The sequence below is a fragment of the Paenibacillus vandeheii genome, assembly GCF_030433635.1.
Taxonomy (GTDB): domain Bacteria; phylum Bacillota; class Bacilli; order Paenibacillales; family Paenibacillaceae; genus Paenibacillus; species Paenibacillus vandeheii.
Genome location: NZ_JAROCD010000004.1, coordinates 131737 through 153696 on the forward strand (window position 1 = coordinate 131737; position 21960 = coordinate 153696).

Here is a 21960-nt window from a genome sequence, read left to right on the forward strand (position 1 = left end):
GTTCTGCACCCCTCATTTCTATTCCGTGAACAACTGGTTCATGCACTGTTCCAGTGTTGCTACCGTCTCCTGCCACTGGTTTCGCAGCTGTTCCTCGGGCCATACACAGTCTGGACTTCTCAGATCCCCATCAATCAGACGCAGCATCCAGAGCGAGAAGACAATGGCATATGCACTGTACCACCTTTTAAAAGTAACCCGGTCAACCTGAACGCTATGGCGCTCCAGCCCATCCAGATAAACATCAATAATCCGCTCCCGTAGCTCCGGCGTAACGGTTCTCGGGAACAGCGGATGCGATAGATCCACCAGATGGTACACGTCCCAAAGCGGAGTGTTGAGATGGGCATGCTCCCAATCGATGATGACCAGTCTGCCATTCACATCCGCCATGTTCCCGGGATGCAGGTCACCATGACACAGAACTCGTGGAAGCTCTTCCTCTGCCTTGCGAATTAGCGTGATCATGCTGTCCCAATCGGATGGAGACAGCGTCATTCCCAGTTTGAACAGCATGTCCTCGGTAGCTCTCTTCTGCCCGAGCAGCTCGTCCAGCATGTTCCGAATGGGTGGTTTCTGACCCTCATGAGGCATTTCGTCCCAGCCGGAAACAGGTATCGTGTGCCATTCGGCCATGTTTACAGCAGCAGCTGACAGCGTATTTTCCCGCAAATCATGCACCAGTTGCCCCAGATCCTCGTAAATCAGCCAGCTCTGATCCGGTGCAGCGTCTCTGACTGATGCAGCGATGAGCCGGGGATAGATCGGCGGTAAATGCACCAGCACATGCTCTGCCATCCATTGTTCACGCCCATGCTGTCCGTGATGGGTCAACGGCTTAAAAATATAGCTCTCTCCGCCCGGGGCTGTGAATCGCTCGACATATCTGCCGTTCATGCCTTTGTACAGCCGTTCACGTTTGCATACATAATGGTCATTCAACATTCCTTGCGGGGTCACCCAGCAAGAAACATGTAATTCTGCATTCCCCTGGTCCCCCATACTCCGTACCCTCCGTAATTCGTCCGTATGAAAACGCCGGCATTTTGCATCATTAGCTTCCGCCATACCCGCAGGGACAAAGCTCCCGTTGAGCAGAGACGACTTGCTCTATATCATGCAGTTTGTAAAACATACTCGGCAATGATGTAAAATGCTCATTTCTTTCCATCATACGTTGACACCCATCAGGCTGCAAGCTTTTGCGCAATAGCACTCTGGATGCAGGATATAAGGCCATTCATAAATTACCCTTGCAATTTAGTTAGTGATCACTTACTATACAATCATGAAGAACAAACCTCATGTAGACAGCAAAAAGAAAGACATCCTGCAAGCGGCAATGCGCTTGTTCGCAACCAAAGGCGTTGACGGCATTTCCGTCAAAGAGATCGGTGATGCCGCGGGAGTAACCGATGCGGCGATCTACAAACATTTTAAGAACAAAGATGCTGTTGCTCTCGAAGCCTTCACCCAATACTGTGCGGATTATACCGCCTTGATCGACGGGTATGTCCGTCAGGACGGTCCGGTGCTGGAACGCTTCAAGCAGCTGATTACCGAGGTTCTTCAATTGCACGATGAAGATCCCTACGGACTGCTGCTGATTTCGCAAAATCACGAGATATTCATCGAAGTCGGAAGCAGTGAAGATTACCGCCAGCCGCTGGATGCGTTGATAGACCTGATCGATCAGGGAGTGATGCGGGGTGAACTGCCTGCTCAGGATTCACGGCTTACGGCCGTACTAGTCATCGGTGCCATTACACGCATGGGCGTCTCCAGTATGCAAGGTGAACTGCCTGAGCTGCTCGTCCCGTATACCGGGGAAACCGTTCATCGACTGGCGTCGATGTTGGGGCAGGTATCGGCTGAATTGGGATAGAACCGACGAATATAGGGATTCCGAAGTCGTTCCGATCTCGCAGTCATCAAGAGATGGCTCTGATCAAGCTGGGTTCCGTTGCAATATCTTTCGTTTAAATGATAGGAAAACCAGCTTCAACTACCTTCAGGAAATTCCTGATTGATTACCGGGTCATTCGTGACCTTTTCTTTTTACACATGAGGTTAGTGTTCATTAACTAAAATAGACAGGACGTGTCGTCATCATGAAAAAAATATTAATTATCCAAGGTAATCCCGTTTCCCCAAGTTACAATGGTGCAATCGCCGAAGCTTATCGAAAAGGGGCAGTTGCATCAGGTGCCGAGGTTCGCATGATCACCCTAAACGAACTGGAATTCAACATGAATTTAGAGGGAGGTTATCGTAATAAACTGCCGCTCGAACCGGACTTACTGGAAGCTCAAGAGGCCATTAAGTGGGCAGAGCATTTGGTATGGATATTCCCGATTTGGTGGGGAGGACCGCCCGCTTTATTCAAAGGATTCATCGATCGCATCTTCATGCCAGGCTATGCCTTCAAATATCACAAAGGTAAACTTTTCCCGGATCAGCTGCTCAAAGGCCGTACGGCTCGCATGATCACCACCATGGACGGTCCAAGCTGGTACTACAAATGGTTCCAGGGTGAGCCCGCACACAAAATGATGAAGATCTCCACCTTTGCTCTGACAGGCATCAAACCAGTGCGCATAACACCTGTAGATGTGGTGGGAAAACAGTCCGAGGAACAGAGAAAGAAATGGTTGGAGAAGATTGAGCAGCTAGGGCGGAAGCTGGGGTAACTTATATTCTATAGTAGTCATATTAGAAAAGTATGCGTTACAGGTTACAAAAAAGGGCTGTCCTTACGTCATGATCATGACGGGACAACCCTTTTAGCAATATTCATAATCTAACGAACCTTACACATGGCTATTAGCTCCAAAACCTACAAGTCTGTGATTTAACAAATCGTAGAGGCGTTATTTCCTCAATTCGTATTTCATTTCGCAGGTTTTCACAGTTTTGTAGCTGAATAACTTCACTGAGGTTCGTTAGAGGATTAAGAAAACGGTTAGCCAAACGTAATACGCTCCGATGGATGCTCGGGCAAGATGGACGAAACCAACTGCTGAACAGCCGGATGATTGGACTCTGTAATCGAATCCTTCTCCTCCCCGTAATAGACCAGCCTTCCCTGATCCATTACCGCAATGCGATCGCAGATAGTCATCGCCGCACGAATGTCATGTGTGATAAACAGGTAGGATAACCCATACGAAGCACGCAGCTCTGCCAGCAGTGATAAAATTTGAGTCTGATGCACCATATCCAGGCTGCTGACTGACTCGTCCAGGACAATCAGCTTGGGCTTGAGAGCAATCGCTCTGGCAATATTCACTCGCTGTAATTGGCCGCCGCTGAACTGATGTGGAAGCTTGCTGCTGTCCTCAGGTGCAAGCCCCACCTGTTCTAGCAGCTGACCAATCTTCCGCTGCTGCTCCTTTGCTGACAATCGCTCGTAGTTATCTAGCGGTTCACCAATAATCTCAGCTGCTGTCATCAGCGGGTTTACGGCAGAATAGCAGTCCTGAAACACAACCTGCAGATCGCGCCTTACCCTTTTCAGCACCTGTTTGCCCGCTCGGTATATATCCTGCCCCTGGAAGATAACCTGTCCCTCAGTGGGCTTTTCCAGCCCAAGGATGATTTTGCCCAACGTGCTTTTACCTACACCGCTCGTCCCGAGCAAGCCCAGACATACCCCTTTTTCAATCGTAAGCGAAATGTCTGTCAGCACAGGAGGACGTGTCCCCGAACGATCCAGCCAGCTGCGTTTGCCATAGCTATGGCTTACTTCACGTACCTGAAGCATCAGGTCACCGTCCTCTCTTCTCTTCGACTTGGCAAAAGGAAAAACACTCCGTAAAAAACAAAAACGGGTCGTCCATTGCGATCTATTTACGCCTGCCTCAGCTTAACCACATGCGTCTATCCCAGAGATATGTTGGGCCTGGCATGGAGCAGCATTCGTGTATACTCATGCTGTGGCTGATCGAACAACTGATGGACACCTGCCTGCTCCACAATTCGTCCTTTTTGCATAACTGCAACTTCATCCGCCATTTGCGAGATCACGCCCAGATCATGCGAAATGAGCAGAATGGAGGTGCCGTACTCTGTGCGCAGCCGCTCCAGTTCTTGCAGCACCCGCAGCTGGTTCACCACATCCAGCGCCGTGGTCGGCTCATCCGCAATGACCAGGGCAGGCCGCAGGCACATGGATATGGCAATCATGACCCGTTGCAGCATGCCGCCGCTCAACTGGAACGGGTAACGCTTCATCAGCTTGGCCGGTTCCGGCAGGTTCATGTCGGTCAAGGCTGCAACCGCCTGTTCTTTGGCTTGGCCTTTGGACATTCCAGTGTGCGTACGCAACGTTTCAATGAATTGAGCGCCGATCGTATAGACGGGGGTAAAAGCATTCATCGGATTTTGCATAATAAATCCGATCTCCTTGCCCCGGATGCGCCGCATCTCTTCGCTGGACAACGTACCAAGCTCCCGTCCATGCAGACGGATGCTGCCGGTCACTTCCATCCTGCGCGGGTCAAGCATGCGGAGCAATGCGTTGCACGTAATCGTTTTGCCACTGCCGCTCTCGCCAACCAGTCCGAATACACAGCCTTTGTTCAGCACCAAATCCATCGGCTCCAGCAGCGGTGCGATATCCTTTTCCGTTTTGAGCTTCACTTGCAGACCTCGGACCTCCAATACCTTATCCTTATCCGTATCCATCACCATCGCTTCCGTTCACCCCCGTATCTCCATCCCATTCGAATCGAACTGATGAACCTTTAACGCTTGGCAATGCCATATCGCTCAGACAGCGCTTCTCCCAGGATGTTGAACGTAATGACCACTAGCAGAATCATCACCCCCGGATAGATCATCAACTCGGGGTGACTGCGAATATACCCCGTTCCTTCATGGATCATCGCGCCCCATTCGGCGTTGGGTGGTTGAATACCGAGACCGAGAAAGGAGAGCGCCGATATGTCCATAATCGCCCACCCCATCTCCAGCGTACCCATGACAACAATCGGACGCTGCACATTGGGAATGATATGTTTACGAATAATCGTCCAGGAAGATGAGCCGCTAATGCGAGCCGCTGCGATGAAGTTTCGCTCCTTTAGACTGACCACCATATTCCGGCAGATTCTTGCATAATACACCCACTGCACCATCATGAGGGCCAGCAGAACCTGCATCAGCCCTGGACCAAATATCCCCACAATGCCAAGCACCAGCACCAGATTGGGAAAAGCCATTACCCCTTCACAGAATCGCATGAGCACACTATCCACCCAGCCGCCAACGTAACCGGAGACAGAGCCGACAAGAATGCCAATGATTAGGGAGGATAGAAAAATAAGAGTCGCGAATCCGAGCGACACCCTCGCTCCATAGATCAACCTGGATAAGGTATCACGGCCCAGATGGTCCGTTCCCAGCCAGTGATCCAGCGAAGGACTCTTCAGCTTTTGCAGCAGATTCACCTTCACCGGGTCATGTGGAGCGATCCAAGGGGCCAGAAGCGTCACCACGAAGAACAGCAAAATAATAATCGAGCAGACCACAATAGCTCTCTGGCCTTTAAAACTCGCACGCCATTTGTTTATCAATGCTCTGCCCGTCCTTTCGCTGAAATTCGTGGGTCCATAGCCAACTGCACCAGATCAACGAGCAAATTGCATACGATGAACAGGCATGCCGCAAGAAAGACATAACATTGGATAACCGGAATATCCCGGTTAAATATCGCATCGACAAAGTAACGTCCAAATCCGGGCCAGGAAAACACCTGCTCCACAATAATGGTTCCTGTGAGCAGCTTTCCCATACTCATCCCCATTCCCGTAATAAAGGGTGATATCGCGATTTTCAGGACATGCTTCAGCATAATCACCCGTTCCCGTATCCCGCGTGTTCTCGCGTACTGTACATATGTCTCCTGTAATTGCTCCAGTACGCTGGAACGTAATAACCGAGTATATAAGGCAATCAGGATTAAGGAGAGTGTTACCGTAGGCAGCACCAGATTCTCCCACGATCCGCGTCCTTCCACAGGCAGCCAGTCCAGCTTCACCGAGAAAAAGAAGATAAGCAGATACCCAAGCCAGAATTGCGGGATGGACGCCCCAAAATAGGAAATGGCCCTGCTGATCATATCAATCCAGCTATTTTTGTATACCGCCGCCAGTATTCCCAGGGGAATGCTCACCAGTGCAGAAAACAATATGCTCCACAAGGCCAATTCAGCCGTCGCGGGGAGTTTTGATTTCACCTCATCAATGACAGGTTTGTTCGTGAGATACGATGTGCCAAAATCCAGTTGGGCAATCTTCTTGAGCGTATGAACATATTGGGTGAGCAACGGTTGATCCAGGCCAAACTCATGTCGCTTCTGTGCAAGCAGCTCCGGTGTTGGATAGATGTGAGCAGCCGTCAGATAGGCCTCAGCCGGATCAACCGGTGAAATATGAATCAGTGCAAATGTAACAAGTGTAGCGATAAAAACGATAGGAATGATCGCGACCATTCGTTTCCCGATATAGCTGATCACCAAACATTCCTCCCTTTTATCAAGCTACATAGACTGAATGACATGTATTCATACATGGATGTGTATATCCTTGTTCGTTTACTGGTCTCCTACTTCAATGCCAACAAACGGATTTTCATCCCGGTTTGCCGGGAATACAAAGTTCTTAATTTTCTTTTGGTATACCGCCGTTTTCTTGATATAAGAGATCGGTACAATCGCCGATTGCTCCTGAAGTGTTGTCAGGATGGAGCCATACAGCTTCTGGCGTTTCGTCTCGTCTGTCGAGGACAGGGCTGCATGCACCTGCTCGTCCAGTTCTTTTTTCATCGGCAGGGCGCTCAAGGTTTCGGAAATACCAAATCCAGGGCTCGCGACTACGTTAATGAAGGAATGTGGATCATACGGCGCACCATAGTTGTACCAGAAGTAAAGGTCGAAATCATTGGCTTTCAAGCGTTTGATCTGTACTGTCAGTTCCAGCCCGGTAAGGTTCACCTTGACCCCCAGCTCGCCCCATTCTGCCTGTATGGTCTCGGCCATTGCCTTCTGAATCGGATCGGTTTTATCAAAAATCATCTCAAACTCAAGTGGCTGTCCATCTTTCTCACGCACGGTACCGCCCGCTGGCTGCTTCCAGCCTGCTTCATCCAGCAAAGCTTTGGACTGCTCGACATCATATTCAATCGGTTTCAGATCCACATTAGTATACGGATAGTTTTTGGACAATACCGTATCTGCTGGTTCCTCCAGCCCCGCGGTTACACCCTCTACCATTGCTTTTTTGTTAAACCCTTGCTGTAACGCCATCCGTACTCTTACGTCGGACAGCTTTGGATTGGAAGAGTTCAGCAGCAGATCGCGCGTACCTACCGGATCAGACAGTTGAGTTACATATTCATCGTTGTCACGAAGCTGCTGGAACGCATCCAGACTGATGACCCCTTCACCGTAGATCAGGTCAAGATCCCCTTTTTCAAAAGCAAGCACACGGGTTTCACCGTCAGGAATGATTTTAACGGTAATCTGGTCCACCTTCGGCGCAGTTCCCCAGTAATTCGGGTTGCGCTTGAAGACGGCATACTCGTCCTGCTTGTAATCAGCCAGCATCCACGGGCCTGTACCAACCGGCTCCTTGATGCCTTTGGATGTATCTCCGTCATCCGGGAATCCGGCTTCACCCAGGAAACGGAAAGGACGAACTACAGACAAGTCCTGAAGAACAGGATAATACGACTCTGTGAGCGTCATGCGGAAGGTATGGTCATCCACAACCTCTGTCTTGTCGAGTACCCCTACAATGCCGAGCCAGCTATGTGTATCTTTATTTTTCATGACAGCGTCAAAGTTTTTCTTCACGATCTCGGCATTAAATGGTGTACCATCCGAGAATTTCACACCTTGGCGCAGCTTAAATGTATACACTTTGCCATCATCGGAGATGGTCCATGATTCAGCCAGTGCAGGCTCCAGCTTACCATCCTTCTGGTAACTGATCAGCGGTTCGTAGAGCATGGATTGGGCGAATAGTTGTGAAGGATTATACGTATGCGGATTCATCGTACCGATATCCCGCGGCCACGACATTGTAATCTCCTTCGTGGAAGATGCTTGGTCCGAGGCAGACGAGGAGGACGCCTTCTTGTTATCTGTATTGCTGCAGCCCACCATAACCAGCAGCAGCAATAACGCGGTTGCCAGCAGGAAGGCAGACGATTTTCGATGTGATGCAAACATGGATGTGGAACCCCTTTTCTCTATATCATATTTGATAATGATTCTCATACTCATCCATTAAGAATAGGCAGGAGCGCGCTTTTTGTCAATATAATTCGACAGTTCGACAGTCAGCTTCAAAACCTGCTGCTTAAAGCTAAAAAAGATACCCTTCTTATATGAGAAAGAAGAGTATCTTTTCTTGAATTAGATTTTTTTATCGATCCTTGGAACACCTTGCACATTCAGTTTATACGCCAACCGCAATACCTTCATAGAAACAGCGAATAACACTCTCCGCAGGTTTACCGTAAACTCCGTATCCGTCATCGTTCAGGGCATCCTGCTCCTGATACAGATGCGCACTCCAGTCCCACAGACCAAATCCGCGTACCCACTCCCTCTTACTTGCATGACGGAACATGGCTTCATAGAACTGCTCCTGTTCCTTCGCGCTGACCTCACCTGTTAACCCCCAGTCGTTCGGTACCTGCGCCGATCCGCTGCGGCTAGGGCAACCCGCTTCCGCGAAGAAGAAAGGTTTGCCATAGGGTGCAATGACCTGTTCAATCCGATCCAGCTGCGCTTCCCAGTCTCCGATGGGATAGTATCCACTCGACGAGATGACGTCCACGGCATCCCACCATTTCACATGCCCTTCTTGGTACTTGTCCGTATTGTACGACACGAGCCCGGAATACACTTCACGCACTCCCGCGATGACCTCGCGCCATTCCTCACTCCGACGCTCAGACTGCACCATCTCACAACCTACAATAAACATCTCGCAATTCTCGCGCTCTGCAATGGCTGCATAGTGCTTCTGATACGTGGTATAACTGCGGAACCAGTCTTTCCATTTCGGCTCACACGGCACATCGATATCAAAGAAGTTAATGTGTGCCCGCCATGTGCCATCGGTGCAATTGACAGTCGGTTTCAGAATGACCCGCAGTCCGAGCGTACGGGCGTAGCGTATCATGTCCACCAATTCATCGTCTTCCACCATATGTTCACCCTCATATTTGGCCTCTACCGCCTGCGGATGATCCTGCTGCGCCGCCAGTGCAAAAATAACATGCGAACTGCCTGTGCGTTCAGCCATCAGACGCAAGGATTCTTTCGCTTCTGGCTTGCGGAAGTCTCCCCTGCCACTCATCCATCCAAATGTAAATCCCTTGATGTATTCCATATGCATTGTTCCGCAATGCCCCTTTCATCATCTAGTGTAGATATGAATGACCGAATGTTTACACATTCACTCCGATTGCAGCACCATCTTCCGATCGCCGTTATCCCCGGATTTTCTTTTAATCCCTTTATTAAGGGTAAAATCCGGGGATAAATGCGAACGCTCCGCTTCTTCAGATTGGTTCTGCACTCTCCGTTTTTGTGTAAACCTTAACTGCATTAATGCTATAACTTGCCTTCCTCACGGTCTCCGGCGATAACTTCGTCGGTCTCAATGACGTAGTTCACGATCTCTTCGACGGTTGTATAGGCCACTCCAACGTAGGTGTCGGCTGCGCCGTAATAGATGGCGATTCGTCCGGTCTCCGCATCATGCAATGTGGCACACGGGAAGATAACATTGTCCACAAAGCCCTGCTCCTCGTACCATTTTTCCGGTGTCAGCACGAAGTTGGAGGAACGATATTTTACTTTGGATGGCTCATTGAGATCCAGAATGACTGCACCCATGCTGTACACAAATCCGTTGCACGTTCCGGTAACGCCGTGGTAGAACATCAGCCAGCCTGCGGACGTTTCGATTGGTGCTGGACCGCCGCCAATTTTGACGGATTGCCACCAGCCCTGACCACCTTTGCTCATGACATGGCGATGTTTGCCCCAGTACACGAGATCCGGGCTTTCGCTCAGAAAAATATCCCCGAACGGCGTATGTCCGCTGTCGCTTGGTCTGGACAACATCACATAATTGTCATTGATTTTGCGCGGAAACAACACGCCATTGCGGTTGAACGGCAGCATCGGATTTTCGAGACGCACAAACGTTTTGAAATCATCGGTTTTCGCCAAACCAAGTGCAGCGCCGTAGAAATCGGTACACCAGATGATATAATACGTATCTTCCACTTTCACCAGACGTGGGTCATATGCATAGTTGGGCATGAAAGGATCGCCATTCTCATCCACAAAAGTAATGCGTTCCTCTTCGATATTCCACTCCAACCCATCCTCACTCGATCCCATGTGCAGGTGTGGACGTCCGTTAATCGTTTCGGCGCGGAATACCCCGATGAATTTCCCTTCATAAGGAACGACTGCACTGTTGAAAATACGGGCAACTCCCTTGACCGGGTTACGCGGCACGACTGGATTGGCTGAGTGTCTCCAGACCGGTCCGTCCGTTCCCTCCGGTTTATCCTCCCAAGGCATATTCGGCAATGCATCTCCAACAATGTGTACGTGTTTCGTATCGACAACTGTCATCGTTTCATTTCTCCCTTCGGTGATAGGCTATATGAAATAAACTGTTAAAATTACACAAGTCCACTCCGATGGCAGAACAACCTTTCGATCGCTGTTATCCCCAGATTTTTTTGATTCCCTCATGAAAAGGTAAAATCCGGTGATAGCATATGCTTACGGAGAGAGCTTTCTTTCAGAAAGCTTTTAGGCGAACACTCCGTTTCTCCAGGTTTTTTCTGCCCTCTCCGTTCCTGTGTATTTTCATATTAATTTCATATAGCCTTCGTTTTTTATTTAACGGAGCCTTGTGCGAAGCCGTTGTAGATGTACTTCTGTAGCAGCAAGAAGATAATCATCGTTGGAATGATGGCGATCATAATCCCCGCGCTGATAACCTCCCACTGTGATCCGAACGGTCCCTTGAATTTGAAAAGGGCCGTGGATATGACCTGCAAGTCTGTCTTGGGCATGTACAGGAACGGCGTGTAGAAGTCGTTGTAGATGTTGACGCCCTTCACGATAATGACCGTTACAATCGCCGGTTTCAGCAGTGGCAGAATGATTCTCCAATAGATCGTGAAGTAGGAGGCACCGTCCAGCATGGCGGATTCATCCAGTGCGTTGGAGATGGAGCCCAGGAATTGCAGGAAAATATACACCGCGATGATATCTGTACCCAGGTACATTACAATGGCTGCCCAGCGGGTGTTGAACAGGTCGAGAGCGTTGATGATCTGGAAAGTGGCTACCTGCGTTGTGACACTCGGAATGAGGGTAGCGAGCAGGAAAGCTGCGACCATAATTTTTTTGCCCTTAAATTTGAAACGATCCAGCACATACGCGATCATGGAACCTGTTAAAGTGGCACCCACGATGGAGATGATCAGGATGATAATTGTATTTTTGAAACCGACCAGCATGTTGCCGTCCACAAAAGCCTTCGTATAGTTCGCAAAGTTCAGCCAGTTGGCAGGTGGGGCAAGCGGGCTGCTGGTCGCATATTCGGCATTGGTCTTGAGCGATGCAAACAGCACCACAACGATGGGTACAAGTGCAATGAACGCGGCGATAATGAGTGAAGCATATTTGAATATGCTCGCAAGGGTGTATTTGAGTTGATGCACGTTCATTCCTCCCCTTTCATGGTGACACGCTGAACGAGCGTAACAAGAATGACGATAAACAGCAGCACAACCGCCATGGCCGATGCCAAGCCCAGCTTGCCGTACTTAAATGCCAAGTGAACGGTCTGAATCACAAACGTCTCACTGCCGTTGGAACCATCGGTCATAATGTATGGAATATCGAACGCACTGATTGCGCCGCTAATCGCCAAAATCAGGTTGAGCTGCAGGATGCGTGTAATGCTCGGCAGGATGATATGGCGGAACTGCTGCCAGCGATTGGCCCCGTCAATGTCCGACGCTTCATAGACATCCTTTTGAATGGAAGAGATCGCGCCCAGGAAGATGATGAAGTTAAAGCCCATATACCTCCATACCGATGCGCCTGCGAGCGACACGTTAATAATGTTCGGATTCCCAAGCCAAAGCTGAGTGTATTGTCCAAGCCCCACGGCCTGCATGAGTGTATCGAGGGTGCCATCCGGTTTGAAGAAAAAGAGGAAGATAAATCCGATCGCTACGCCATTCAGCAGATAGGGAAAGAACAATATGCCTTTGAAAAAGTTTTTGCCTCGAATTTTGAAACTCAGTATGGTTGCAAAGTAGAGGGCCAGGCCCATTTGCAGGAAAGTGGCAACAAAATAGTACAAACTGACAATAAACACTTTAAAATATTCAGGGTCACTGAATATCCGCGTGTAGTTCTCAAACCCCACATAGTCGAATCTTTTGCTATATCCGTTCCAATCCGTGAAGCTGTATTTGAACATGTTAATGACAGGTAAATAAGCAAACGTGAACAGCAGTGCCAGCGGAATGATTGAGAAGGCACAGATAATAAATATACGTTGCGCTGAGTAGCCCCAATTCGAAATCTTCAAGTATTTCATGCTCTCCACACCTCCAAGCGGTTCTACCGCTTTATATCAAAAGAAGACTCCCATCCATTACGCGATACTTCGCTGCATGTCAACGGTGGTCGGCCATATACATCGCGCTTTTATTGGCCGACCCATCCGCCGCAACTGGCTTATTTCGCGAGTTCTGCCCGCGCTTTCACCCATTTGTCATTCAGGTCCTTCATAATATCGTCATACGATTCGCTGCGGTTACCGATACCTGCTTCAATAATGCGTTTCTTAAAGTCAGGCTGCCAGAGGCCGATCTCGCCTTCGTTGTCGATTTTGTCAACCAGACCTTCCTGTCCTTCTTTGGCAGGAGTCAATGTGGAGAATGTAACGTCTTTGTATTGATCCAAAATCGGTGGCAATTCTGCATTTTTGTCTGCGCTCATACCTCCACCTTGCTCAACGGCATAGTTTGATTTCGCAAGGAACCAGTCAATCCACGCTTTTGCAGCAGGTTTGTTCTCACTGTTCACGTTCATGCCGATGTTATAGTCTGCAGCGAGCGGAACGACCACATCACTTGCATTCGTAGGGAATGGTAAGAATCCGATGTTATCCGGTGTATCCGTCAAACTTTGAATTTGTGTAATTGCCCATGACCCCAGCGCCATCGTTGCAATTTTGCCGTTCGCCAGGTCCGCCTTGGAACTTTCCCAATCGGTTGTCGTTGGATCTTTCTCGATCAAGCCATTTTTGGCTGCATCATAAAGCACTTTGTACAATTCGTAGTGCGGCTTGCCAGCCACAAAGTTCTCATCCGTGTTCGGTTGATCAATGTTAACGTAGTCGACACTGCCTGCAACCGTCGGCAGATCCGCTTCCCATTGTGTCAAAGCCCAGCCGGATGCATAGTTGGTGTACAGTGGCACCGCATCTGTATTATCTTTGACCAGCTGAAGCGCAGCCTGGAATTGCTCGGGTGTTTTCGGAACTTCCGCAATGCCAGCATCTTTGAATACCTGTTTGTTATAAATGATACCGGAGAACGTAATAACCGTTGGAATGCCATATACCTGACCTTCCACCATACGTTCTTCAATGCCTGTGTACTTATCTTTCAGCTCATCGTACGTGCCCAGCGGTTCAAAAAAATCCGGAATGTCCGCAATTGGTACGCTGGTGGGGATCATCAGCACATCGCCGTAATCCTTGGTGCTCATACGGATCTTCACTTGTCCCTCATAATCGGCCAGTGCCTGGAAGTTTACTTTGACATCCGGGTATTCCTTATTGAACTCCGCGGCATAGTCTTTGAACACGGTATCCACAATATCTGTACGCTGCGTAAGGACCGTAATTTCACCCTTGATGTCCGCCGGATCTGTGCTAATCTCCTCTCCTGCCTGTGAAGAGCCACCGCCGGAAGAGCAAGCTGCGAGCAGAGAAGTAATGAGTAGCATGGTAAGCATCAGTATCCAACCTTTGTTTTTTCTCAATTGATTCTACCCCTTTTCTAAGTTAATTTAAGTTATCGTTAAGGTTACAAAATGAATTTTATTATGGTAACGCTTACCTGTCAATTAAATTATTTATTACTTAACAAAAAGTTTTTCTTTGATGACTCGTTGACAATGATATTATCCGACACTAATATTATTTAATAAAGTTAACGATAACTTAAATTAATTCGAATCCTGTACTTTGAAGGAGCCCTAACTTATGACTTACACCAATGACATCAAAACGGAAATAAAGGAACAGTGGGAAGGACATATATTGCCATTCTGGTCTGCCCTCAAAGATCATAACAACGGCGGCTTCTATGGCCGGGTCGGCAATGATCTTCAAGTTGATCGCCTCGCTCCCAAAGGCGGCATCGCCACGGCACGGCAGCTCTGGTCCTTTGCAGCCGCCTACCGGGTAACCGGGAATGAAGTCTGGCGGGTTCACGCCGAACACGCCTACCGTTTTCTTGCGGATCATGTGCTGGATGCCGAACATGGAGGCTTGTACTGGATGGTGGATGCCAAAGGGGAACCGCTGGACACAAGTAAACATGTGTATACGCAATCCTTTGGGGTGTATTCACTAAGCGAGTATTATCGCGCAACCGGGGATGAAGCTGCTTTAGAACTTGCGAAAACGCTTTTTGCCCTGATTGAGGATCAAGGCCTGAATGCCGAATCACCTGCATACAAGGAACAATTCGACCGCTTCTGGAATGAACAGCCCAATGAAATGCTGAGCGAAAATGGTGTGATTGCGGATTACACAATGAATACACATATTCATGTGCTGGAGGCCTACACCACGCTCTACCGCGTATGGCCGGATCCGCAGGTGCAAGCGGCGCTGGAGCGCCTGCTTGGGATTTTGTATGAACGAGTGTATGACAAAGACACGAAGTTTCTCGGGGTGTTTTTCGACAAACAGTGGAATTCGATTATCGATCTGCGCTCGTTCGGGCATGACATTGAAGCCAGTTGGCTGATTGACGAAACATTGAAAGTACTAGGTCTGGATCAACACCCGGAGTATTCCGCTATGGTAACGGATATTGCCTATAACATTTCCAATGTGGCCGTGAATACAGATGGTTCGCTGTTGAATGAACAAGAGGGTGACCTTGTAGATGAGACGCGCATTTGGTGGGTTCAGGCCGAGGCGATGGTCGGCTTCTACAACGCCTATCAGCGTACAGGTGATCCGTTGTTTCTGGAGAGAGTGGAACGTTTGTGGACGTATACGAAGGAACATATTATCGATCACCGTGCTGGCGGGGAGTGGTACTGGTCAGTAGACGGGAACGGCACACCGGATCAAAGTGAAATCGCCGGACCGTGGAAATGCCCGTATCACAATAGCCGATTCTGTATTGAACTAATTGAGAGGATGGGATAACGATGATACACCCCAAATACAATGAATTATTGGAGCAACAGGAGCAGCTGCTTACGCGTCAAAATGAAATTGATCCCACCTTCTACAACGGCGTATATGATCGGTACCGTTATCCGGTAATCACACGCCATCATGTGCCGCTGCACTGGAGATTTGATCTGGACGAAACGACAAATCCCCACTTCATGGAGCGTCTGGGCATTAACGCTACGCTTAATCCAGGAGCCATCTATTTCAACGGTAAATATGTGATGGTCATCCGAACCGAGGGCTTGGACCGTAAATCCATCTTTGCCCTGGCTGAGAGTGATAACGGCATCGACGGATTCCGCTTCACGGGCAAACCATTAGTATGGGAAGATATCGATGCCGACGAGACCAACCAGTATGATATGCGATTGGTGCAGCATGAGGATGGCTGGATCTACGGCATCTACTGTTCTGAACGTAAAGACCCGGAAGCTCCAGCTTTTGATACATCCAGTGCCGTAGCCCAGGCCGGACTTGTCCGGACACGTGATCTGGTCAGCTGGGAGCGTCTGCCCAACATCACGACCAATTCTCCTCAACAGCGGAATGTTGTATTGCACCCGGAATTCGTGGATGGCAAATATGCGTTCTACACACGTCCACAAGATGGATTCATCTCCACTGGCAGCGGTGGCGGGATCGCTTTTGGTCTGTGCGATGATATTCTGAATCCAGTTATTGATGAAGAAACCATTATCGACGAACGCAAATATCATACCGTATACGAAGTGAAAAATGGCCAGGGTCCTGCTCCGCTCAAAACGGAGCGCGGTTGGATTCACATTGCCCACGGAGTACGCAACACTGCAGCTGGCCTGCGTTATGTGCTGTACACGTTCGCCACGGATCTGAATGATCCGGCACGTATCATCGCCAAGCCGGGCGGACACTTCATTGCTCCTTATGACGATGAGCGCGTAGGTGATGTGTCCAATGTTATTTTTTGCAATGGTGCAGTAGTCAATGAACAGGGTGAGGTCTTCATCTATTACGCGTCCAGTGATACCCGCTGTCATGTAGCCACTACAACGCTTGATAAACTGGTCGATTATACCTTTAATACCCCGGCCGATCCGTATCGTTCCCTGGATTGCGCCAGCCAGCGCGGGGATCTGATTGAGCGGAATGAGAAGCTTCTCCAAAAGCAGATGGCTTAAATCCGACGAACAGCCTTCAACAGAAAATGCAGCATGTGAAAAATTAACGGAGCGCTAACCAGAATTTCTTTATTCCATGTGGGTAACGATGTATACTAATATGGATTGTTATTATGATTGAAGGAAGCGCTAACCATAATGACAGCACATTGTACGTAAACCGGCTTGAAGGAGGCGACCAAAGCTGAAGAACAATATCACCATGCGGGATATCGCCGACAAGCTCGGAGTTAGCAGTGTGACGGTCTCGAAAGCATTAAATGATAAAGATGGCGTCAGTGGCGAATTAAAGGAAAAAATTAAAGTCCTTGCCGTTCAGATGGGCTATCGGTATAATGCCGCGGCCCGTTCAATGAAGGAAGGCTTGACTCATAATATTGGCGTTATTATCCCGGAGCGTTTTACCGGGCCTACACAATCGTTCTATGTACGTGTATTCCAGCGCATTACCAAACATCTGGAGGATCAGGGGTACTACGGCATCCTGCACATTCTGAATGTTGAGGACGAAGAGGAATTAATTCTGCCGAAGCTCTATAGTGACAACAAGGTGGATGGTTTCATTGTGCTTGGACAAGTCAGCAAGGAATATATCGAGCTGGTCCAGTCGATGGACGTTCCCAAAATGTTTCTCGATTTCTACGATGAGCATTCGGATATCGATTCTGTCGTCACCGATAACTTTTACGCTGCTTATGAGCTGACAAACGTTCTTGTACAACAGGGACACCGCCGCATCGCTTATGTCGGGAATCTCTATTCTACAAGCAGCATTCAGGACCGATTCCTCGGCTATTACAAATCATTGCTGGAGCATCGGTTGCCGATGGATCAAAATCTTGTGCTTAATGACCGCGATGAGCGAGGTACGTTTATTGAAATTGATCTACCTGAGCAGCTGCCAACAGCTTTTGTATGCAACTGCGATCAGGTCGCTCATTTGCTCGTTCAGAAACTGACTTCCCTGGGTATCCAGGTGCCTGCACAATGCTCCGTCGTTGGATTCGATAATGACATCTATGCCACGCTCTCCGAGCCCAAATTAACTACGGTTGAGGTGGATGTGGAACAGATGGCGCGGACTGCGGTTCATTCCATGCTCAAAAAGATTGATAACCCGAGTCGCAGCTTCGGTCGCGTACACGTGAAGGGCAACATCATTTATCGGGATTCGGTGAGTGCTGCACCAGCCCTTTCGGATGACGCGTCTAACTAAAAAGAAACAGGGTTCCCCTGTTTCTACAAAAAGAGTGCTCCCGGCCATTATGGCTGCAGGAGCACTCTTTGCTTATGAAAAAACGAGGAAGCAGCAGCAGGAATCCTGTAGATCACGGCCACTCGTTTCAACACCCTACTCTTGTTGTAACTTAGTAGCTCGTCTTCAGCCAGTTGTCTTTGGACCAGGTTAATTTGCCTGCACCTGCTCCGCTTGAACCGGTAAGACGTGCATTCAGCGTCGCTGGATCATCCGTAGTGTAGCTGTAAGGAAGGGATGAGAATCCGTTCCAGGAAAAAGCTTTCACTGCGGCCGGAACCGGGCTAAGCGGACTGCCGGACGTATCACTATTTCCACGGAATGAGCTTCCATCCAGGGAATACATCGTGTCCGTCACCTGAATTTTACCGGTATATGTGGCATCGGCCGGATCCGTCTGGTTATTGCGGACCGGGAACAGTACGTCTTTGATCACCGATTTTTCGACCAGCACTGCACCATCTTCCGTGGAAATAGCTCCGTTGCCAATGATATCAAAATGATATCCTTTGGATGAGATTGCCGTTGCCATTGCAGAAGTGATTCTGGATTTGGCCGCACGTGCCCCCGTTGCATCCATCACAATATTATAGGCGTGCGCATTACCCCCGCGCAGACGCGGCATGCGATCCTGGATATCCTTGTACAGGTTATGGTGCAGGGTCATGGACAGATTGGCGTTGGCGGATTCAAAGCTGGTTGAGCCAACGAGATGTCCCTTTTTCTGTGGTCCAGAGATGGCGATAATGTCCGCTTTACTGAGACCCACTGCACTGCTGCGCAGGTAGTTGTACATCGGATAGGAAGCTTTATTGGCTTCCAGCTCATTGATCTGCTGCGTAACCCAACTGTTTGCGCTGCCGTCATCGCCCTTGAAGGTAGACCAGGAGATGGTCACGCCGCTGGTTCCTTTTTTCGAATCAACGAGTCCGTCATAGGCTTTGTTAAATGTACAGTGATCAATCCACACACCGCTGCTCTCCTCCAGAGTGATGTAATCCCAGTCGTTCTTATCATAATCACCCTTGGTGGATTCATCCCACTCCCAGAGCTCATCAAATTCGAGGTTACGGATAATGACGTTGGAGCTTCGTTTCACGCTAATGGCAGCATGTTTGATTTTGGAACCGTTAGCGGAGAAAATAGTGAGTCCATTAAAACCGTCAATTGTAATCTTGCTTACGCCAGTCTGTTTCAATACAGGATGCGTTAAGGCATCATTGTGTTTGGCAAAAGGTGATGTCTGCGCGGCACTCGGAATTTCGTTCCACCCTAGATTCAAATCATTCATAATCTCCACCACTTTGACGCCGGAGTTCTTCTTCAACGCCAGTGCCAGGTCAGTCGCATTGTATACCTTCTTATACGTGGACGTGTTCGACTCACTGATGATGCCACCGCCCGTGTTACCTTGGGAGAATCCCGTGAGATTGTAATCTGCATTCCCTGCTGCCTGCACACTTGCAGGACCCGACATTAGTGTGATCCCCAACGTTACAGCCACGGCTGCACTGCACCAGCTTCTTAATTTTGTTTTCATCCCATTCATTCCTCCCATTTCATAATTGATAAGGCTCGTCCCTCGCTGCCATACCGTGTCATGAAGGACATGTCCTCACTGTATATTTTGAAAGCGATTACAACAATAATCTTAATCTCACATCCATGTGGAAAAACCAAATCTGGTAAGAGGTTATACTGTAATCAACTATGAATCGTATAGGTTTAACTTGGTTTCAGGATGACTACATTTCCGATATATATAGTTAAGTCCTACTTCTTGTGATAAAGTGAGAGAGCAGCAGGCAATTCCACATTGTGGATAGAGTGTATTAATAGGACAAACAGCAGCTGACTTATCTATAAGTTACATAAAATGGAGTGAAACAGATGAAGTTTAGAAAGATGCTCTTGATATCGTTTATTTCTATTTTTATTTTTGGCAATTTGGGCCTTCACAGCGTAATTGTGCACGCTGCTGATTCCCTTGAATTCAGGGAGCACGATGATTTAATCAATATTCTAAAAGATGGTGATGGAGAAAACCGCGTCTTCGGATTTACAACGAAGAACAAGTTGACCGCATCCAATACCACTTTGCGCTTGTATGTCAATGCGATAGAAGTGGACTCCAAGGACTATGTTGTGGATTATGCCAACTATAGCATCACCTTCAATAAAGCTCCCGACAGAGGTGCCGAGATTCATATTAAATACGGCATTATTCCCGGATTTGAGTGGGAAGAAGGTGCCAATATGGGTTTTGCCTTGCCTGAGGGAGATGGCTCCACACGGAATTTTCCAGTGTCGTTAAACTATACGCTAAATTCAACCAAACAGATCAGTCTTTCCATTGACCTAACGAAGGTAGCCACGTCCCGATTTACCTTCAACGCAACAACGAATACCGTAACCCTATCCGAAAAACAGCAGGTTCCGCACTCCGGTGCCAAAGTCTATTTCTATATCCCTAAGGCTTCTATTTCCAGTAAACCCTCTCCTTCCGAAGAAGTGATTGAGAGTCCGAGTCCAACTCCAAACAAACCATCGGAGCCTCTTGTTCAAATTCCAACAGGAGAGCGCTATCCCGGCAGTATTACGATCAGATCAGGCAATACCATTACCATCAAACTGTCTGAATCGGCCTCCGTTTCCGGGTACACCTCCTATTTAATGGTGAAAAATGCAAGCGGGCAGGTGGTTAGGCAAATAAAGATTGAGCCAGGAAAGACCTTCAGTTTCTCACTAAGAAAGATGGGGCTTCCAACAGGCGGATATTATTTTTACCTGAAATCGGCCAATCAGTCAGGTGAATTGTCTGCTTCTATTCCTCAATTCGTTATAATCAACCATGAGCCTACGAATATTCAGGTGTTTATTGAAGGTGAGAAGCAGGTTTACAAGCAACCCCCGACTAATTTCAAGGGGAGTGTGCTCGTGCCGCTTCGAGGAATCTTCGAATCGTTGGGAGCCGATGTTAAATGGAACAGTTCCACTCAAACGGTTACGGCAATTAGAGAAGGCCGGACTATCGTGCTGACGATCGGCTCTAAAATTGCCTACATTAACGGTGTCGCTGTAACCTTAAGTGCAAAACCACAGATCATTAACGGCGTAACCATGGTGCCACTACGGTTTGTCAGTGAAGCATTCGGAGGAGAAGTAGAGTGGCACGGAGAAGCTGGTTCGGTTACCATTTTTCTAAATAAGCCATCCATTCCTACATCTGCTGAAAGCGAAGAACCGGCTTCGGGAGCAACAAAAACAACAGAATCTGGGTCTTCAAGTACCTCGCCTATTTTAAATAATATATCGAAGGGAATTAATACTCCGTCTGATATTATATTTGTTATAGACGTGACGGCCAGTATGGGTGAAGTGATCGACTATATCAAAGAAACGGTTAAGAGCTTCGTTGATTCAGTACCTGCCGGTTCGAATTTTGCGGTTATCACCTATCGGGACGTTAACATTTACAGAAATGGCGATTACAATTTGAAGTTCTTTGATTTTACCCAGGATAAAGATAAGTTAAAGGGGGATTTGAATACATTGGTGGCTTCTGGCGGAGGGGATATAAGAGAATCGGGACTGGAGGCTATTAACTTAGCTACTAATAAGCTCTCGGAGTTCAGCAGCGACAACGCCAAACGGATTATATTCATTACCGATGCCCCTGTCCATGAGTCACTCCCCTTGTCTTCCTTTAGCATTAAAGAAATAGCTGATAAACTGAAAGCAGACGAGATTGTATTTGATGCCATCGCCCCATCAGACGGTGATGCCTACAGACAGATTATCCAACTCGTTAAAAGTACCCCTGACGGAGTTCTCTATGATATCAAAGATGCTTCGGTACTCTCGCTGAACAAGTGATACGTTAGCTGTGCGATCTCTCCCATTCATAAATGAAACGGAATCCCGGACATGATGTGCCGGGATTCCTTTTTGTTCGCGGTTATGGTAGCACACAAATTTATGGTTATAAATGCACCCTGAA

At 48.3% G+C, this 21960-nt stretch carries 19 protein-coding genes; 6 read left to right on the plus strand and 13 right to left on the minus strand.

Annotation, left to right across the window (positions count from 1 at the left end; genetic code table 11):
* Nucleotides 1–18 precede the first annotated feature (18 nt).
* The gene (locus P5G61_RS08640; protein ID WP_301246095.1) at nucleotides 19–1002 is read right to left on the minus strand and encodes a phosphotransferase family protein; all 984 of its coding nucleotides are present in this window, start codon (nucleotides 1000–1002) and stop codon (nucleotides 19–21) included.
* Between the two features lie 286 nt (nucleotides 1003–1288).
* Between P5G61_RS08640 and P5G61_RS08645 the strand changes: the two genes are divergently transcribed.
* Nucleotides 1289–1885: a TetR/AcrR family transcriptional regulator gene (locus P5G61_RS08645; RefSeq protein WP_301246096.1), complete on the plus strand. Its 597-nt coding sequence runs from the start codon at nucleotides 1289–1291 to the stop codon at nucleotides 1883–1885.
* A gap of 223 nt (nucleotides 1886–2108) precedes the next feature.
* Nucleotides 2109–2690: an NAD(P)H-dependent oxidoreductase gene (locus P5G61_RS08650; RefSeq protein WP_301246336.1), complete on the plus strand. Its 582-nt coding sequence runs from the start codon at nucleotides 2109–2111 to the stop codon at nucleotides 2688–2690.
* Nucleotides 2691–2962: 272 nt separating this feature from the next.
* Here P5G61_RS08650 and nikE read toward each other — a convergent pair whose 3' ends face one another.
* The 11 genes from nikE to P5G61_RS08705 all read right to left on the minus strand — a co-directional run bounded on the left by nikE (nucleotide 2963) and on the right by P5G61_RS08705 (nucleotide 14086).
* Nucleotides 2963–3763 (minus strand): nickel import ATP-binding protein NikE, encoded by an 801-nt coding sequence (gene nikE / locus P5G61_RS08655; protein ID WP_301246097.1) that lies wholly within the window; start codon nucleotides 3761–3763, stop codon nucleotides 2963–2965.
* Nucleotides 3764–3879: 116 nt separating this feature from the next.
* Nucleotides 3880–4692, minus strand: coding sequence for an ABC transporter ATP-binding protein (locus tag P5G61_RS08660; RefSeq protein ID WP_435874094.1), 813 nt, complete (start codon nucleotides 4690–4692; stop codon nucleotides 3880–3882).
* A gap of 53 nt (nucleotides 4693–4745) precedes the next feature.
* Nucleotides 4746–5576 (minus strand): nickel ABC transporter permease subunit NikC, encoded by an 831-nt coding sequence (nikC, locus tag P5G61_RS08665; RefSeq protein WP_301246098.1) that lies wholly within the window; start codon nucleotides 5574–5576, stop codon nucleotides 4746–4748.
* Nucleotides 5573–6517, minus strand: a complete 945-nt coding sequence (nikB, locus tag P5G61_RS08670) for a nickel ABC transporter permease subunit NikB (RefSeq protein ID WP_301246099.1) — start codon at nucleotides 6515–6517, stop codon at nucleotides 5573–5575. Before nikB ends, nikC begins: the two co-directional genes overlap by 4 nt.
* A gap of 78 nt (nucleotides 6518–6595) precedes the next feature.
* Nucleotides 6596–8233 carry a nickel ABC transporter substrate-binding protein gene (gene nikA, locus P5G61_RS08675; RefSeq protein WP_301246100.1) on the minus strand — a complete coding sequence of 546 codons (1638 nt, stop codon included), beginning with the start codon at nucleotides 8231–8233 and terminating at the stop codon, nucleotides 6596–6598.
* 229 nt (nucleotides 8234–8462) lie between these two features.
* A complete protein-coding gene (locus P5G61_RS08680; RefSeq protein WP_301246101.1) occupies nucleotides 8463–9404 on the minus strand; it encodes a glycoside hydrolase family 113 in 942 nt (313 codons plus the stop codon).
* A 66-nt stretch (nucleotides 9405–9470) separates the two neighbouring features.
* Nucleotides 9471–9593, minus strand: coding sequence for a hypothetical protein (locus tag P5G61_RS08685; RefSeq protein ID WP_301246102.1), 123 nt, complete (start codon nucleotides 9591–9593; stop codon nucleotides 9471–9473).
* Between the two features lie 35 nt (nucleotides 9594–9628).
* Nucleotides 9629–10666 carry a glycoside hydrolase family 130 protein gene (locus tag P5G61_RS08690; protein WP_301246103.1) on the minus strand — a complete coding sequence of 346 codons (1038 nt, stop codon included), beginning with the start codon at nucleotides 10664–10666 and terminating at the stop codon, nucleotides 9629–9631.
* A 269-nt stretch (nucleotides 10667–10935) separates the two neighbouring features.
* The gene (locus tag P5G61_RS08695; protein ID WP_435874095.1) at nucleotides 10936–11775 is read right to left on the minus strand and encodes a carbohydrate ABC transporter permease; all 840 of its coding nucleotides are present in this window, start codon (nucleotides 11773–11775) and stop codon (nucleotides 10936–10938) included.
* A complete protein-coding gene (locus P5G61_RS08700; protein ID WP_192271700.1) occupies nucleotides 11772–12659 on the minus strand; it encodes a carbohydrate ABC transporter permease in 888 nt (295 codons plus the stop codon). The genes P5G61_RS08695 and P5G61_RS08700 overlap by 4 nt, the downstream gene beginning before the upstream one ends.
* Nucleotides 12660–12799: 140 nt before the next feature.
* Nucleotides 12800–14086 carry an ABC transporter substrate-binding protein gene (locus tag P5G61_RS08705; protein ID WP_435874117.1) on the minus strand — a complete coding sequence of 429 codons (1287 nt, stop codon included), beginning with the start codon at nucleotides 14084–14086 and terminating at the stop codon, nucleotides 12800–12802.
* A gap of 250 nt (nucleotides 14087–14336) precedes the next feature.
* Here P5G61_RS08705 and P5G61_RS08710 point away from each other — a divergent pair, with 250 nt between their 5' ends.
* The 3 genes from P5G61_RS08710 (at nucleotide 14337) to P5G61_RS08720 (ending at nucleotide 17921) form a co-directional block, all read left to right on the plus strand.
* The gene (locus P5G61_RS08710) at nucleotides 14337–15518 is read left to right on the plus strand and encodes an AGE family epimerase/isomerase (RefSeq protein ID WP_301246106.1); all 1182 of its coding nucleotides are present in this window, start codon (nucleotides 14337–14339) and stop codon (nucleotides 15516–15518) included.
* A 2-nt stretch (nucleotides 15519–15520) separates the two neighbouring features.
* On the plus strand, nucleotides 15521–16705 hold the full coding sequence (locus tag P5G61_RS08715) for a glycoside hydrolase family 130 protein (RefSeq protein ID WP_301246107.1): 1185 nt from the start codon (nucleotides 15521–15523) through the stop codon (nucleotides 16703–16705).
* Between the two features lie 202 nt (nucleotides 16706–16907).
* Nucleotides 16908–17921: a substrate-binding domain-containing protein gene (locus tag P5G61_RS08720; RefSeq protein ID WP_301246108.1), complete on the plus strand. Its 1014-nt coding sequence runs from the start codon at nucleotides 16908–16910 to the stop codon at nucleotides 17919–17921.
* Nucleotides 17922–18072: 151 nt separating this feature from the next.
* Here P5G61_RS08720 and P5G61_RS08725 read toward each other — a convergent pair whose 3' ends face one another.
* A complete protein-coding gene (locus tag P5G61_RS08725) occupies nucleotides 18073–19500 on the minus strand; it encodes a pectate lyase family protein (RefSeq protein ID WP_301246109.1) in 1428 nt (475 codons plus the stop codon).
* Nucleotides 19501–19850: 350 nt separating this feature from the next.
* Here P5G61_RS08725 and P5G61_RS08730 point away from each other — a divergent pair, with 350 nt between their 5' ends.
* Nucleotides 19851–21836, plus strand: a complete 1986-nt coding sequence (locus tag P5G61_RS08730) for a stalk domain-containing protein (protein ID WP_099857964.1) — start codon at nucleotides 19851–19853, stop codon at nucleotides 21834–21836.
* Nucleotides 21837–21960: the final 124 nt, after the last annotated feature.